The following is a 13879-nucleotide window of genomic DNA, read 5'->3' as shown; positions in this document are numbered from 1 at the left end:
TACTGGCGTGTTCGTGGGAAGTCACGAGAAACCGACGGGTAACTTGCGGCCGGAAATCACTGGTGGCCGAGCGGCCCGGGCCCGGTAGGTACGTCGAAGGCGCTGAAGGCGCGGCACCGGTGCGGTGCCGCGCCTTCAGCGCCTCTACGACCTCGTCGGCTACTGCCCCTGGTCCCGGGAGCCCTTCCCGTTCCCGGCGGCGGAGGTGAGCCCGGCGACCAGCACTCCGGCGAGCGCCGCCCAGGCGAGTGCGCCGGCACCTGCTGCTCGCCAGGCCGGCCCGGCGAGCAGCAGGCTCGCGAGCAGCCCCGCCGCGAGCGCGCGGGGGTCGCGGGTGAAGGAGAGGGCACGGCGGGCGCTGCCGGGCGCGGCGCGCTCGCGCAGGGCGAGCCGGCAGACGAGCAGGGCGGCGGCGACCGCCGCCGTCAGGGCCAGGACCATGCCGTGCCCACCGCCTCTCCGTGCCGCGCACCGGGCGGGCCGGCGCGTCCGGGACCAGTGTCCCCGCCGCCCGCCGGGCCCGCCCGTCGGATCAGGCGGACAGGAAGGCCTCGATGGCGTCGGCGACGGCCTTCGGGGTCTCCTCCGGCGCGTAGTGCCCGGCGTCCGGCAGCACGGTGAGCCGGGCGTTCGGGTACCAGCGCAGCCAGGTGGCCTCCATGGCCTCGGCACCGAGCGCCGGGTCGTGGGCGCCGACGACCAGGAGGACGGGCGCCGGGTTGTCACGGACCCGCTCGTGGAAGTCGGTGCGCGACCAGGAGTCCAGGTAGGCGCGGAAGGCGGTGGGCGAGGAGCGGGTCAGGGAGCGGTCGACGAGGGCGGACAGCCAGGCGTCGTCGTAGCGGCCGCCGGTGGTGTTGTCGATGATCGCGCGCCGGTTCCCGGGCTGTTCGGCAGCCCCGGCGAAGAGCTCCCAGGTCGCGTCGTCGAGCGGGAAGCCGGCCGCGGAGACCGGGGAGATCCCGACGATCGACCGTACCCGGTCGGGTGCGTCCAGAAGCATCAGCTGGGCGGCCTTGCCGCCCATGGAGTGGCCGACCACCGAGAAGGTGTCCCAGCCGAGGTCGTCGGCGACGGCCAGGGCGTCGGCCGCGACCTCCTCCATCGTGTACGCGCCGTCGGCGTCGATCGCCTCCCCGTAGCCGCGGCAGTCGAGGAAGGCGTAGGAACCGGCGGCGCCGTCCAGATGCTCGCGCAGCGGCGCGAAGCTGCTCCGGTCGCCGAACCAGTTGTGCAGGACCAGGGCCCGGTGCGGCCCGGTGCCCTGGACGTCGTACGGAAGAACCCGGCCGGTCATCTTGCCCCCTGGTCACGAGGTGCTGCGCGCCCGCCGCGGCAGCCGACGACGGGAGTCTGACGAGCCGCGACGGCCCGGGTCAATGCCCCCATGGGGTGGTTCCGGATCGTGCGGAACGGTGCCGGTCGTCCCGGCGGTCCGCCGTCGCTCGGGATGCGTGGCCCTTCCGGCCTGGAGCATCCTGGCTGTGTGACCTCGTACGGCGCGGCAGGCACCGCCCCGTCGGACGGGACCGGGCCCAAGGGCCGGGAACCACGCGCCGCCGGGTGGGCGGCCGACGCCCTGACGGTGGTGCTCGCGGAGTCGGTGCTGCGGGCCGTCGAGGCGGCCGGCGGGTACGCGGGCGGGGTCTACCTGCGCTCGGGCACGCCGGGACTGCTGCGGCTGGCCGTGCTCGCGGGGCTCCCGGGGCCGTTGTTCCGGCCGTGGTGGCGGATGCACGCCAACCGCCCGTTCCCGGTGGCCGAGGCGCACCGCTCGGGCCAGCCGGTCCACCTGGGGGACGTCGACGAGGCCATGCGGCAGTTCCCCCAGCTGGTGGCGAGTCTGCCGTTCCCCTTCGCCTCGCTCTACACGCCGGTGGTCAACGGCCGGGAACGGTTCGGGGTGCTCGTGGTGCTGCGGACGCCCACGCCGGGGGTGCCCGTGGACGCGCGGGACCGGGGCCGGATGCTGGCGGAGGCACGCAGGCTCGGCTCGACGCTCGCCGGTCTGGCCGGGCACGGGACCCGGGTGGCCTGGTCGGGCGAACCGGTGTCCGTGCAGCTGCCGAGCCGGACCGCGCCGCCGGTGCGGATCGGCTACTTCGACTGGGACCTGGACAGCGGCACGCTCCGGGCCGACGCGGGGCTGCGGGACATCCTGGGCGAGACCGGCCCGCTGCCGTGGACGGTGGCCTCGCTGACCTCGCGGCTCGTGCCGGAGGACGCGTACGCGCTGGGGGCGCTGGCCCGGCAGGCCGCCGGCTCGGGCGGCCCGGCGGCCAGGCGGCTCCGGCTGAAGGGGCCGGACGGCGGGCTGCACCTCCTGGAGGTGACGGCGCGGCCGCTCACCGACGGGCGGGCGGGGCACGTCCTCACCGGCTCGCTGGTGGACCTCGGCACCGGGCTCCTCGGCTCGGACGCCACCGACCGGCTGCCCCGGGCGATCCTGGCGATCGACCGGCTCGGCCGGATCACCTACGTCAACGAGCGCACCGAGGGCCTCCTCGGGCTGTCCCGCAGCACACTGGCCGGGCAGCGGCTGTGGGACGCGGTGCCGTGGTTCGCGCACCCGTACCACGAGGAGCAGTTGCGCGGAGCGCTGCTCTCGGACCGGCCGATCCACTTCATGGCGCATCCGGGGCAGGGCGAGTGGCTCTCGGTGTCGCTCTATCCGGGCCGGGACGGGGTGACGCTGGTCCTGGTGCCGGAGAACGACCCGGCGGCGGCCGATCTGCCGCCGCGCCCGGCCACGGCGGACGACGACGGGCTCGCCTCGCCGGAGGGGCGGGCGGCGGCCCTGTACCGGCCGGTGGCGCTGGCCATCGCGCTGTCGGAGGCGGTGACGGCCCGCCAGGTGTCGGCGGTGGTCACCGAGGAGCTGCTCCCGGCCTTCGGCGGACGGCAGCTGGCGATCTATCTGCTGAGCGACCGGCATCTGTACCTGGCGTGGGAGACCGGTTTCCCGCCCGGCTTCCTGGAGCCCTTCGACGGGGTGCGTCTCGACGCCCGGGTGCCGGGCGTCGAGACGCTGACGACGGGGCGGCCGCTGTTCTTCGAGTCCATGGACCAGCTCGGCATGGCCTATCCGGGTCTGCCGCTGGACGCGCACACCGGTGCGCGGGCCTTCCTGCCGCTGATCGCCTCGGGCCGGCCGGTGGGCTCGTGCATCCTCGGCTTCGACAAGCCGCGCGGTTTCACCGCCGAGGAGCGCACGGTGCTCACGGCGCTCGCCGGGCTGATCGCCCAGGCCCTGGAGCGCGCGCAGCGGTACGACTCCGAGTCCGCGCTGGCCCGCGGGCTGCAGGACGCGCTGCTCCCGCACCGTCTTCCGGTGTACGAGGGCGTGGACACGGTGGGCCGCTATCTGCCCGGCACGCAGGGCATGGACGTGGGCGGCGACTGGTACGACGTGATCGAGACGGGTGAGGGCCGGCTGGCCCTGGTGATCGGCGACGTGCAGGGCCACGGGGTGGCCGCGGCGGCCACCATGGGGCAGTTGCGCAGCGCGGTACGGGCCTTCGCGCTGAGCGGGCACCGGCCGGAGGACGTGGTGCGGGGCACCAACCGGTTGCTGATCGACCTGGATCCGGGGCAGTTCGCGAGCTGCTGCTACATGGTGCTCGACCCGGCCACCGGCGAGCTGCAGGCGGCCCGGGCCGGGCATCCACAGCCGCTGCTGCGCCGGGCGGACGGCAGCACGGAGGTGGTGGAGCTGGCCGGCGGGGTCGTGCTCGGGGTGGACGGGGACGCCACCTATCCGGTGACCCGGCTGCGGCTCGCACCGGGCGAGGTGCTCGCCCTGTTCACGGACGGTCTCGTGGAGCGGCCGGGCACGGACATCGACGAGGGCGTGGAGCGGCTGCGCCGCACCTTCGCGGCCGCCGGCTCGGCCGCGCTCGCGGACACCGCCGACCGCCTGATCCGGGAGGCCCGCCAGGCTCTGGACCGGCCGGACGACATCGCCCTGCTGCTCGCGGCGCGGTGGGGCGCGCCGCCCCGCTCCGGGTGAGGCGAGGGCGGTCGGCCGCGGCGGTCACTCACCCGGTCGGCCGTGCGGCGCTGGTCGTGCGGGCGGTGCGCGGGGAGGCTGGGCGCACCGGGGGACGACCGGCGACGGTGGCCCGAGAGCCACCCGAGGAGGACAAGTGCAGCAGGACAGGCAGCCGGAGTACCGGCCCGTGGTGTTCCGTGACCGCTCGGCCGGGTTCGCCTTTCTGACCCGGTCCACGGCGACCAGTGAGCAGACCATCGAGTGGGACGACGGCAACACGTATCCGGTGGTGGACGTGGAGATCTCGTCGGAGAGCCACCCGTTCTACACGGGCAAGGCGCGGACCGTGGACACCGAGGGGCGGATCGCGAAGTTCGAGCGCCGTTACGGCGAGGGAGACGGCTGAGCCGTCCCGTCCCCGGCGCCTGGGCACGGGGGACTGTCAGTGGCGGCCCGTAGGGTGATCGGACCGGTGGGGAGCCGGTCCGACGGGGAGTCAGGGGAAGGCGAGGGCCATGCGGGAGCTGTTTCTGGCGGAGGCGGGCGGGCATGTGCGGTGGATCGATCTGCCGGGCACCGGGGAGGGGCCCGCGCGGGTGTTCGTGCACGGTCTCGGCTGCACCGGCGCGTCGGACTTCGCGCACATCGCGGTGCATCCGGCGCTGGCCGGCCGCCGTTCGCTGCTCGTGGACCTGCTGGGCTTCGGGCTGAGCGACCGGCCGGCGGGTTTCGACTACCGGATGGAGTCGCAGGCGGCGGCGGTGGCCCGGATCCTGGACCACGAGGGGCTGACGGGGGTCGAGCTGGTCGGGCACTCGATGGGCGGTGCCGTGGCGGTGCATCTGGCCGCGTCCCGGCCCGATCTGGTGGACCGGCTGGTGGTGGCGGAGCCGAACCTGTATCCCGGGGGCGGCATGTTCTCCTCACCGGTGGCCGCGCAGACCGAGGAGGCCTTCGTCCGGGAGGGTTTCGCGGCGATGCTCGCCGCGCAGGACCGCGCGGACTACGCGGCGCGGCTGCGGCTCGCCGATCCGTCGGCCGTGCACCGCAGCGCGGTGGCGCTGGTCGAGGGCTCGGTGCCGTCGGCGGGTGAGCTGCTCGCCGGGCTGCGACGGCCGCGGGCCTTCCTGGTGGGCGAGTGGAGCCTGCCGGACGCCGACGCGGAGAAGGTGGCGGCCCTGGGCATACCGGTTCTGGAGGTTCCGGCGGCCGGCCACAACATGATGATCGACAACCCGGACGGCTTCGCCCGGGCGCTGGCACGCGCCCTCGGCTGACCGGTCGGCCGCCGTTCGCTGCCGGGCGTGCGACCGCCCCCGGCCGAGGTCGGCGCGGGGGCGGTGGTCGACGCGCGGCGCGAGCCGCGCGGTCGGAGCCGGGACGTCCCGGCTCAGGCCTCGACGACGCCGGACTTGGCGACGCGGATCTTGGCGTCCGTGGCACCGGAGCGGGAGCCGTGGGACTCGATCTTCTTGACCAGGTCCTGGCCCTCGACGACCTCGCCGAAGACGACGTGCTTGCCGTCCAGCCAGTCGGTGACGATCGTGGTGATGAAGAACTGGGAGCCGTTGGTGTTCTTGCCCGCGTTCGCCATGGACAGCAGGAACGGGCGGTCGTGCTTCAGCTGGAAGTTCTCGTCCTCGAACTTCGCGCCGTAGATGCTCTTGCCGCCGGTGCCGTTCTCGTTGGTGAAGTCACCGCCCTGCAGCATGAACTGCGGGATGACGCGGTGGAACGGGGAGCCCGCGTAGCCGAAGCCGTGCTCGCCGGTGGCCAGCTCGCGGAAGTTGCGGGCGGTCTTCGGGACGACGTCGTCGAAGAGCTTGAAGACGATCCGGCCGGCCGGCTCGTCGTTGATGGTGATGTCGAAGTAAACGTTGTTGCTCATGGGGACATCCTGTCATTCCTCGGCCACTGCGCGCGCACGGGCCACCCCCGTCCGGGGACCGCGGAGGTCAGAGAAGGCCACCGGCCTGCGGAACCTGGGGCGCCTCGGCGGGCGCGAGGCCGTCGCCGACACCCTCGACCGTGTCGTCCAGGAGGGCGTCGACGTCCTGGTCCTCCTGGAGGAGGCCGGTGACACCGGCGCCCGTGTCGCCGGGCTGCGCGGCGGAGGCGTTCGGCGCCGGACTGACGAGGGCGGTGACGACGCCTGCGGCGAGGGAGGCGATGGCGAGCATGCTGCGCTTCTTCATGGCCTGGTCAACTGCCGGGACGCCCCGAGGTTACGGCGCCGGACCCATGGATTCCCCACGGGCCGACGGGGCGCGCATACTGCAGAACAGCGGAGAACTTCGCAATTCGGGTGGAACCAACCTCATCCGGACGGATGTCCTTCCCAGTGACACCAGTGTCCCCACCGCTCGAGAAATCCGGGGGACGTCATGCTTCACCGTCAGAGCCTCGCGGCCGGCGCCGCGGGCATTCTCCTCGCCGCCGGGATCGGCGCCACGATCCCCGCCGGCGCCTCGGCCGCCCCGCCCCGCTCCACGACCCCGCCGGCCATGGCCCAGGTCGTGAACGTGCGCTGGGGCGGCCACCCCACCTTCGACCGGCTCGTCATCGACGTCCGGGGCACGCTGCCCCCGGTGAAGGTGACGCCGGTCAAGGAGCTGCATTACGACGGCTCGGGCCAACGGGTGCCGCTCCCCGGGAAGTACTTCCTGGAGATCAGGCTCTCGCCCGCCGCCGCCCACAACGAGTCCGGACAGTCCGTCTACCGCGGCCCCCGGCTCGTGAAGATCTCCCTCCCCGCGCTCAAGGGTGTCGCCCTCACCGGCGACTTCGAGGGCGTGGTCACCGTCGGAGCCGCCTTCTCGGCCAAGCCGTTCTACAAGACCTTCACCCTGCACTCCCCCGAGCGCTTCGTGCTCGACGTCGCCCACCCGGCGCCCGTCTGCCATCGCTGAACGCCCACGCAGGCAGGGGCGGCGGCCGGCCCGGATCCACGGCCGGCCGCCGCCCCTGTTCAGGACGCGTCCGCGGCTTCCAGATAGATCGTGCCGCCCGACCGGCGGGCCCGGTCGACGGCGGCGAGGCGGCGGAAGGTGCGCGGGCTCATCTCCCGCTCCCACTCGTCGAGCGTACGGACCCGGTACTCGCTGTGCTCGGTCGGGTCGAGGACCACCGCGGCGATCTGCTCGTCGGTCAGCTCACCGCCGTCGAAGATGAAGCCGATGTGGTTGGCCGGCCAGTCCTCGCCGCGGGACGAGGTGAAGTCGGCGCCCAGGAGCCGGGGTTCGCCCGGGTACACCATGCCGGTCTCCTCACGGCACTCCCGCAGCGCCGTCTCCCACGGGGTCTCCCCCGGGTCCATGTTGCCGCCGGGCCACTGCCACAGCTCGGTCGCCTGGGTGGCGCGCAGCTGGAAAGGGCGTCCGCGGGTGTCGGTGAAGTAGAGGCAGGCGTACGCGGTGGCTCTCGGGAGCGTCGCGATGTACTCGGCGGGCGGCAGCCAGGTGTGCGCCATGTGGGCGGCTCTCTCTCGTCGAGGGCGAAAGGATCACCGCCCATCCAAGCGGCCGGACGGCCCCCGTCGGGTCCCGTGCGCCCTCATCACCGGATCGTGTGATCACTTCGGTTCAGGAGGATCGGCGGCGGCTGTGCGGCGGAGGCGGCGCAGCACCAGCCCTTCGTGCACCAGGCGTCCGACGAGGGCGCCTCCGTACACGACGAAGCCGACGCCGACGAGCCAGGACTGCAGGACGAGGACGGTGCCGAACTGGCCGTAGGTGACGGCGTTGGAGGCGATGAGCGGGGAGAACACCAGTTGGGAGAAGACACGCAGGCCGAGCAGGCCGAGGGCGGTGAGGACGGCTCCGGGGACGAGGGCGCGCCAGCGGATGCGGCCGCAGAGCAGGAAGCGCTGGGACCACCAGAAGAAGAGGAAGCTGCCGGCCAGGTCGCCGAGGGCGACGAAGACGGTGACTGCGGCCGGGGAGTTCTCGGGGGCGGGGCCGGCGACGAAGAGGAGGAGCGCGGCGACGAGGACGGCGAGCCAGACGACGTGCCGCCACATCGTGTGCCAGCGGGCGGTGGGGAGGTTCCAGATGCGTTCGTAGCCGGTCTGGACGGCGGATCCGAAGGTGACGCCGAAGGCGGCGAGGGCGGCGAGACCGAAGGCCGTGGTGCGTTGGAGGGCCTGCCCGGGCTGGCCGAAGAGCTGTTCGACCTCCTCCTGGGAGACCTCGGAGACCCCGAGGCCCTGGATGAGCCAGCGGGCGAAGCCCTGGCCGCTGGCGAGGTCGGCGGCGGCGACCACGATGAGGAGCGGGATCAGGGTGAGCAGGCTGAGGGCGGCGAACCCCATGGCGCGGTGCATGAGTTCCATCTCGCGGCCGCGGTTCCAGACGAGTCCGACCGGTGAGGCGAGGACGCGTTCGTGGAGCCGGTGGAACCAGTGGCCGTGCTCGGCGGGGGCGCCGTCGTGGGGAGCACCGGAAGTGGGGGGCATGCCTCGTCGAGTACCCCGCCGGCCGGCCGAACCCGTCCGGGATGCGGCCGAACGGGTGGCGCGGGCCGGGGCGGTTCAGCGTGGGCCGGGGCGGTTCGGCGCGAGCGGGGGCACGGTTCAGTGCGGGCGGGGACGGGCGGCGGGACCGGGGCGGACGGTCACCTCGAAGGGGGTGAGCGGGGCGTGTTCCTCGCCGGTGCAGACGACCTCGACGCGGACGGGTGCGCCGCAGGCGGCGTGGCGGATGTCGAGGGGGGTGCCGTCGGGGTCGGCGGCATGGGTGTCGCCCCACTGCTTGAGGGCGAGCAGGACGGGCCAGAGGTCGCGGCCGCGGGCGGTGAGGCGGTACTGGGAGCGGGTGCGGGCGCCCGGTTCGCGGTAGGGCTCGACGCGCAGGATGCCGGCGCCGACGAGTTTGCGGAGCCGGTCGGCGAGGACGGCCTCGGAGAGGCCGAGGTGGCGGCGGAAGTCGTCGTAGCGGCGCACCCCGTTGAAGGCGTCGCGCAGGATGAGCAGGGACCACTTCTCGCCGACCAGGTCGAGCGCGCGGCGGACCGGGCAGTTCTCGGTGTCGATCTCCAGCCACTCCATCGTCACACTCTAGCCAGCTGGCTTCGCCATTGACAGCCAGCGGACCGGACATCTAGCTTCGATCTTCGAAGCCAGAAGTGACAAGAAGCGAAGAGACCGGGCACACGGCCCCGACGGAGGGACATCGGTGATGGAGCGGACACGCACGGTGCGATGGCATGACGCGGCGGCCACCGCCGAGGCCGCCGGAACGATGGCGGGCCTGGACTTCCTGCACGAGATGATCGCCGGACGGCTGCCGGGACCGCCGATCGGGGCGCTGCTCGGTTTCGCCCTGGAGGAGGTCGAGAACGGCCGGGCGGTGTTCTCGTTCGAGCCGGGCGAGGAGCACTACAACCCGATCGGGAGCGTGCACGGCGGGGTCTGCGCGACCCTGCTCGACTCGGCGGCGGGCTGCGCGGTGCACACCACGCTCCCCCGGGGCACGGCGTACACCTCGCTGGACCTGTCGACGCGCTTCCTGCGCCCGATCACCCTGGACACCGGCAAGGTGCGGGCGATCGGCACGGTGATCAGCCAGGGCCGGCGCACGGCGCTGGCCGAGGCGGGTCTGTACGACGACCGGGACCGGCTGCTCGCCCACGCGACCAGCACCTGCATGCTGTTCCCGGTGGGCTGAGCCGCACGACGCGGCCCGCCCGGGAGGCCGGTCAGGAGCAGACGAACGGGCGACCGGTACGGGTGCAGTGGTCGGGCGCCGGGTCCCCCGCCGGATAGGGGGCGCCGGTGGCTTGGAGGGCGGCGCTCACCAGGGTGGCGAGCAGATCGATGTCCGAGCCGGCGTCCAGACGGACCGTCACCCAGCCGGAGCCGGCGCGGAGCCGGACCGCGCTGGAGCCGAGCAGGGCCGGGCGCAGCCGGGCGATCATGGCGCGGGTGAGATGGACGTCGGCCTCGTGCTCTCCGTGGAAGTGCACGATCTCCTGGGTGGCGGTGCGGAGTCCGAGTTCGGCGCCGCAGGGCGCGCGGTCGGCGATCAGCGAGGGCCAGCTCATCAGGCGTTCACTGGCGTGCCTGGCTGTGTTCATACGAGGAGCGTGCCGCGCCGGACGGGGCGGCACAAGCTTCCTGCGGAAATATTCCCGCGCGGGTATGAAAGCGGGGTCGAGAGCGGGGCGGGAACCGGTCGACTCGGCTCAGTTCGCGGGGCGTTCGCGGCAGCGGGCGGCGAGCACGGCGACGTCGTCCTCGGCGGTGTGCGCGTCGAGTCGTCGCAGCACCTCGTCGACCACTTCCTCGGGCCCGGACCCCGGCGGGAGGCGCAGCGCGGCGAGCCGGGCGAGGGAGACGTCGATGTCCTCGCCGCGCCGCTCGACCAGGCCGTCGGTGAAGGACAGCAGGGTGTCGGCCGGGGCCAGGGTGCGGACGGCGGGTTCGTAGCCGCCGAATCCGGTGCCGAGCGGCGGGCCCACCGGCAGGTCGACGAGTTCGGCGGAGCCGTCGGCGGCGAAGACGACCGGCGGCAGGTGGCCCGCGCTGGCGAAGGTGGCGGTGGAGCGGGCCGGGTCGACCTGGATCAGCAGACAGGTGGCCGGCCGTCGCCCCTCGTCCTCGGCGACCACGGCGTCCAGCTGGCGCAGCACCCGGTGCGGGGGCAGGTCGGTGGCGGCGACCTCGCGCAGGGCGCCCCGGTAGGCGTTCATGTCCACGGCCGCGTCGAGACCGTGGCCCATGACGTCGCCGACGACCAGCAGGCTGCGCCCGAAGTGGAGCCGCACCGTCTCGAACCAGTCCCCGCCGACCAGGGTGCGGGCGCCGGCGGGCAGATAGCGGCCGGCGATCTCCAGATTGGGGTGCGGGCGGCCGGGTTCGGCGACCAGGGCGCGTTGCAGGTGCAGGGCGGTGGCCTCGGTGGCGGCGAGCCGGCGCGCGTGCCCGAGGTGGACGGCGGCGAGGCGGGCGGCGTGGGCCACCACGGCGGTGTCGTGCGCGCCGAACCCGCCGGTCGCCCGGGCGACGCGTACCCGTCCCAGCTCCGTCCCGTCGGGGGCGAGCAGCGGCGCGGCGAACACCGTGGTCCCGTCCGGGTCGGCGCGGTCGAGCAGGGCGGTCTTCCCCGCGGTGGCCGCGGGTCCGGTCGGGGCGAGGTCGCTCGTGTCCGCCGTTCGGAGCCCGACGGCGGTGCCCGCGTCCACCGGCCGGAGCTCGACGGCGGCGGCGTCGGCCACCCGGCGTACGAGGAAGTCGGCGAGCTCGGCGCAGACGGTCCGTTCGTCGGGCCGGGTGCCTATCTCGGTCGCGGCGTGCTCCAGGGCGTCGAGCCGGGCGAGGACGGCCTCGTACTCTCCCTCCGGCAGGGGCCGCTCCCCAGCTCGTCCGGACACCGCGCCTCCACACCCGTTCGCCTCCCCCCATTCCATCAGCGCCCCGCCCGCGCCGCGCGCGGCACCCCCCGGGCGCCCGCTCCGGCGTGGGGGCGCGCCCGGGGGGCGTGACCTGCGGCATACCGGCCGGTAGGCTGCCCCTACTGGTGGGTAACCCAAGGGAACTCCGGGGGAACAGCAATGACGACCGGGTACTTCCGTTCCGTCGACGACGTCGCCGAGCGCCTCGCCACGACCGGCTATCTGGCCTCGCCGGCCGTCGCGACCACGGTCTTCCTCGCCGACCGGCTCGGCAAGCCGCTGCTCGTCGAGGGTCCCGCCGGCGTGGGCAAGACGGAACTGGCGAAGGCGGTCGCCGCCGTCGCCGGGGCGCGCCTGGTGCGGCTGCAGTGCTACGAGGGCGTGGACGAGGCCCGCGCGCTCTACGAGTGGAACCACGCCAAGCAGCTGCTGCGGATCACCGCCGGCCGCGACGAGAGCTGGGACGACACCCGCACGGACATCTTCGGCGAGGAGTTCCTGCTGTCCCGCCCGCTGCTCACCGCCATCCGCTCCGACGAGCCGACCGTGCTGCTGGTCGACGAGACCGACAAGGCCGACATCGAGATCGAGGGGCTGCTCCTGGAGGTCCTCAGCGACTTCCAGGTGACCGTGCCCGAGCTCGGCACCATCACCGCCACCCGCCGCCCCTTCGTCGTGCTCACCTCCAACGCCAGCCGCGAGCTCTCCGAGGCGCTGCGCCGCCGCTGCCTCTTCCTCCACATCGACTTCCCCGAGGAGGACCTGGAACGCCGGATCGTCCGGAGCAAGGTGCCGGGCATCGACGAGGCGCTGGTCGCCTCGGTGGTACGGGTGGTCGGCGCGCTGCGCGCGATGGACCTGCGCAAGGCGCCGTCCGTGGCGGAGACCGTCGACTGGGCCCGCACCCTGCTCGCCCTCGGCGCGAACACCCTCTCCGAGGACGTCGTCCGCAGCAGTCTCGGCGTGATCCTCAAGCACCAGGAGGACATCCGGAAGGCGGCCGCGAAGCTCGACCTGGACACGATGTGAGCGCCCGCCCGGAGCCCGCCGGTCCCGGCGACCGGGTCACCGGTCTCGTACGGGCGCTGCGGGCGCACGGCTTCGGCATCGGGACGGGCGAGACCGTCGACGCCGGGCTGGCGCTCGCCGCCGTCGGCTTCACCGACCGCGAGCGGATGCGCGAGGCACTGGCCGCGACGCTGCTGCACGGGGCGGCACAGCGGCGGGTGTTCGACCGGGTCTTCGACCTGTACTTCCCGCTCCTCGACGGCGTGGACGACGGCGCGGAGGCGGACGAACGGGAGCGGGCCGCCGCCGGCCCCGAGGCGACGGCCGCGCTGCGCGAACGGCTCGCCGCCGCGCTCGCCGCGGGCGACGACGCGGCGCTGAACCTGCTGGCGGGCGAGGCGGTCGGGGCGCTCGGCGGCTTCGGCGCCACACCGGGCTCGGACGGCTGGTCCTCGTACCAGACGCTGTCCCGGCTGCGCCCCGAGACACTGCTCGCCCGGGTGCGGGCGACGCTCCGGGACGCCGGGAACGCCGAGCCGGAGTTCGCCGACCGGCTGACCGACGACGAGATCCGGCGGCGCATCGAGGACTTCCGGGAGCGGGTGCGGACCGAGGCACGCCGCCGGGTGGCCGTGCGGCAGGGCCGGGACCGGGTGGCCCGGCGGGCGGTCGAGGCGACCCCGGACCGGGTCGACTTCCTGCTCGCCGGCCGCGAGCAGCTCGACGAGCTGCGGCGTACGGTGCGGCCGCTGGCCCGCAGGCTGGCCACCCGGCTCGCGGCCCGGCGGCGCAGGGCCGCGCGCGGCGAGATCGACCTGCGGCGCACCCTGCGGCGTTCGCTGTCCACCGGCGGCGTGCCGGTGCGGCCCGTGCTGCGCCGCCGGCGGCCGGGGCGCCCCGAGCTGGTGCTGCTCTGCGACGTGTCCGGCTCGGTGGCCGGATTCGCCCATTTCACGATGCTCTTGGTGCAGGCGCTGCACGACCAGTTCAGCCGGGTGCGGGTGTTCGCGTTCGTCAACCGGGTCGACGAGGTCACCGACCTGGTGGCCCGCGGCCGGGCCGATCCGGCGGGGCTCGGCGAGCGGATCCTCGCCGAGGCGACGCTCACCGGCTGGCACGGGCAGAGCGACTACGGGACGGCCCTCGGCGAGTTCGCCGAACGGTACGTGGACGTGCTCGGCCCCCGGAGCGTGGTGTTCGTGCTCGGCGACGCCCGCACCAACCGCAGCGACCCGAACCTCGCCGCGCTGAAGCTCATCGCGGACCGGGCCCGCCGGGTGTACTGGCTCAACCCGGAGCAGCCCGCGCTGTGGTCCACCGGCGACTCCGCGGCGCACGCCTACGCGGAGCTCGTCGAGATGCGCCCCTGCCGCAATGCCGGCCAGCTCGCCGAGCTCATCGGCCGGCTCCTCCCGGTCTGATCCCCCGGCTCGGTCTCCCGGTCCGATCCCCCGCTCCGGTCTCCCCGTCCGATCCCCTGATCCGGTCTCC

The 13879-nt window shown here is 74.2% G+C and carries 16 protein-coding genes; 7 read left to right on the top strand and 9 right to left on the bottom strand.

The genetic code is table 11. The features are described from left to right. Nucleotides 1–159: 159 nt before the first annotated feature. Nucleotides 160–441 carry a hypothetical protein gene (locus AB0M18_RS20440; protein ID WP_365759912.1) on the bottom strand — a complete coding sequence of 94 codons (282 nt, stop codon included), beginning with the start codon at nucleotides 439–441 and terminating at the stop codon, nucleotides 160–162. Between the two features lie 91 nt (nucleotides 442–532). After that, nucleotides 533–1297 (bottom strand): alpha/beta hydrolase, encoded by a 765-nt coding sequence (locus tag AB0M18_RS20435; protein WP_365759910.1) that lies wholly within the window; start codon nucleotides 1295–1297, stop codon nucleotides 533–535. A gap of 189 nt (nucleotides 1298–1486) precedes the next feature. Between AB0M18_RS20435 and AB0M18_RS20430 the strand changes: the two genes are divergently transcribed. The 3 genes from AB0M18_RS20430 (at nucleotide 1487) to AB0M18_RS20420 (ending at nucleotide 5268) form a co-directional block, all read left to right on the top strand. Then, nucleotides 1487–4009 carry a SpoIIE family protein phosphatase gene (locus AB0M18_RS20430; protein ID WP_365759908.1) on the top strand — a complete coding sequence of 841 codons (2523 nt, stop codon included), beginning with the start codon at nucleotides 1487–1489 and terminating at the stop codon, nucleotides 4007–4009. Between the two features lie 136 nt (nucleotides 4010–4145). Then, nucleotides 4146–4397, top strand: coding sequence for a type B 50S ribosomal protein L31 (locus AB0M18_RS20425; protein ID WP_365759906.1), 252 nt, complete (start codon nucleotides 4146–4148; stop codon nucleotides 4395–4397). Nucleotides 4398–4506: 109 nt separating this feature from the next. Beyond that, nucleotides 4507–5268 (top strand): alpha/beta fold hydrolase, encoded by a 762-nt coding sequence (locus tag AB0M18_RS20420; RefSeq protein ID WP_365759904.1) that lies wholly within the window; start codon nucleotides 4507–4509, stop codon nucleotides 5266–5268. Between the two features lie 113 nt (nucleotides 5269–5381). Here the strand turns inward: AB0M18_RS20420 and AB0M18_RS20415 are convergent, their stop codons facing one another. Both AB0M18_RS20415 and AB0M18_RS20410 read right to left on the bottom strand, forming a co-directional pair. Then, entirely contained in the window at nucleotides 5382–5879 is a 498-nt protein-coding gene (locus tag AB0M18_RS20415; RefSeq protein WP_365759902.1) for a peptidylprolyl isomerase, read from the bottom strand. Nucleotides 5880–5946: 67 nt separating this feature from the next. After that, nucleotides 5947–6186, bottom strand: a complete 240-nt coding sequence (locus AB0M18_RS20410) for a hypothetical protein (protein WP_365759900.1) — start codon at nucleotides 6184–6186, stop codon at nucleotides 5947–5949. A 189-nt stretch (nucleotides 6187–6375) separates the two neighbouring features. Here AB0M18_RS20410 and AB0M18_RS20405 point away from each other — a divergent pair, with 189 nt between their 5' ends. Continuing rightward, nucleotides 6376–6900 (top strand): hypothetical protein, encoded by a 525-nt coding sequence (locus tag AB0M18_RS20405; RefSeq protein WP_365759898.1) that lies wholly within the window; start codon nucleotides 6376–6378, stop codon nucleotides 6898–6900. A gap of 59 nt (nucleotides 6901–6959) precedes the next feature. On the opposite strand, the gene AB0M18_RS20400 is transcribed toward AB0M18_RS20405, so the two are convergent. The 3 genes from AB0M18_RS20400 to AB0M18_RS20390 all read right to left on the bottom strand — a co-directional run bounded on the left by AB0M18_RS20400 (nucleotide 6960) and on the right by AB0M18_RS20390 (nucleotide 9035). Next, the gene (locus AB0M18_RS20400) at nucleotides 6960–7460 is read right to left on the bottom strand and encodes an NUDIX domain-containing protein (protein WP_365759896.1); all 501 of its coding nucleotides are present in this window, start codon (nucleotides 7458–7460) and stop codon (nucleotides 6960–6962) included. A 102-nt stretch (nucleotides 7461–7562) separates the two neighbouring features. Continuing rightward, nucleotides 7563–8444 carry a YhjD/YihY/BrkB family envelope integrity protein gene (locus tag AB0M18_RS20395; protein WP_365759893.1) on the bottom strand — a complete coding sequence of 294 codons (882 nt, stop codon included), beginning with the start codon at nucleotides 8442–8444 and terminating at the stop codon, nucleotides 7563–7565. Nucleotides 8445–8561: 117 nt separating this feature from the next. Then, nucleotides 8562–9035, bottom strand: a complete 474-nt coding sequence (locus tag AB0M18_RS20390) for a helix-turn-helix domain-containing protein (protein ID WP_365759892.1) — start codon at nucleotides 9033–9035, stop codon at nucleotides 8562–8564. Between the two features lie 130 nt (nucleotides 9036–9165). On the opposite strand from AB0M18_RS20390, the gene AB0M18_RS20385 reads away from it, so the two are divergent. Next, a complete protein-coding gene (locus AB0M18_RS20385) occupies nucleotides 9166–9654 on the top strand; it encodes a PaaI family thioesterase (RefSeq protein WP_365759890.1) in 489 nt (162 codons plus the stop codon). Nucleotides 9655–9685: 31 nt separating this feature from the next. Here the strand turns inward: AB0M18_RS20385 and AB0M18_RS20380 are convergent, their stop codons facing one another. Both AB0M18_RS20380 and AB0M18_RS20375 read right to left on the bottom strand, forming a co-directional pair. Beyond that, nucleotides 9686–10063, bottom strand: coding sequence for a luciferase family protein (locus tag AB0M18_RS20380; protein ID WP_365759888.1), 378 nt, complete (start codon nucleotides 10061–10063; stop codon nucleotides 9686–9688). A 108-nt stretch (nucleotides 10064–10171) separates the two neighbouring features. After that, on the bottom strand, nucleotides 10172–11359 hold the full coding sequence (locus tag AB0M18_RS20375) for a PP2C family protein-serine/threonine phosphatase (RefSeq protein ID WP_365759886.1): 1188 nt from the start codon (nucleotides 11357–11359) through the stop codon (nucleotides 10172–10174). 180 nt (nucleotides 11360–11539) lie between these two features. Between AB0M18_RS20375 and AB0M18_RS20370 the strand changes: the two genes are divergently transcribed. Both AB0M18_RS20370 and AB0M18_RS20365 read left to right on the top strand, forming a co-directional pair. Further along, complete coding sequence (locus AB0M18_RS20370) at nucleotides 11540–12409, top strand: MoxR family ATPase (protein WP_365759884.1); 870 nt, start codon at nucleotides 11540–11542, stop codon at nucleotides 12407–12409. Next, nucleotides 12406–13809, top strand: a complete 1404-nt coding sequence (locus AB0M18_RS20365) for a VWA domain-containing protein (RefSeq protein ID WP_365759882.1) — start codon at nucleotides 12406–12408, stop codon at nucleotides 13807–13809. Before AB0M18_RS20370 ends, AB0M18_RS20365 begins: the two co-directional genes overlap by 4 nt. The last annotated feature ends 70 nt before the right edge of the window (nucleotides 13810–13879 follow it).

This window comes from Streptomyces sp. NPDC051909, assembly GCF_040681095.1.
Classification (GTDB): Bacteria; Actinomycetota; Actinomycetes; order Streptomycetales; family Streptomycetaceae; genus Streptomyces.
The sequence above is the reverse complement of the archived record's forward strand: the minus strand, read 5'-3'. Positions and strand labels throughout refer to the sequence as shown.

Coding starts and splice junctions, on each gene's coding strand:
- AB0M18_RS20440 (WP_365759912.1), bottom strand. CDS start 441: ATGGTCCTGGCCCTGACGGCGGCGGTCGCCGCCGCCCTGCTCGTCTGC.
- AB0M18_RS20435 (WP_365759910.1), bottom strand. CDS start 1,297: ATGACCGGCCGGGTTCTTCCGTACGACGTCCAGGGCACCGGGCCGCAC.
- AB0M18_RS20420 (WP_365759904.1), top strand. CDS start 4,507: ATGCGGGAGCTGTTTCTGGCGGAGGCGGGCGGGCATGTGCGGTGGATC.
- AB0M18_RS20415 (WP_365759902.1), bottom strand. CDS start 5,879: ATGAGCAACAACGTTTACTTCGACATCACCATCAACGACGAGCCGGCC.
- AB0M18_RS20410 (WP_365759900.1), bottom strand. CDS start 6,186: ATGAAGAAGCGCAGCATGCTCGCCATCGCCTCCCTCGCCGCAGGCGTC.
- AB0M18_RS20405 (WP_365759898.1), top strand. CDS start 6,376: ATGCTTCACCGTCAGAGCCTCGCGGCCGGCGCCGCGGGCATTCTCCTC.
- AB0M18_RS20400 (WP_365759896.1), bottom strand. CDS start 7,460: ATGGCGCACACCTGGCTGCCGCCCGCCGAGTACATCGCGACGCTCCCG.
- AB0M18_RS20395 (WP_365759893.1), bottom strand. CDS start 8,444: ATGCCCCCCACTTCCGGTGCTCCCCACGACGGCGCCCCCGCCGAGCAC.
- AB0M18_RS20390 (WP_365759892.1), bottom strand. CDS start 9,035: ATGGAGTGGCTGGAGATCGACACCGAGAACTGCCCGGTCCGCCGCGCG.
- AB0M18_RS20385 (WP_365759890.1), top strand. CDS start 9,166: ATGGAGCGGACACGCACGGTGCGATGGCATGACGCGGCGGCCACCGCC.
- AB0M18_RS20380 (WP_365759888.1), bottom strand. CDS start 10,063: ATGAACACAGCCAGGCACGCCAGTGAACGCCTGATGAGCTGGCCCTCG.
- AB0M18_RS20370 (WP_365759884.1), top strand. CDS start 11,540: ATGACGACCGGGTACTTCCGTTCCGTCGACGACGTCGCCGAGCGCCTC.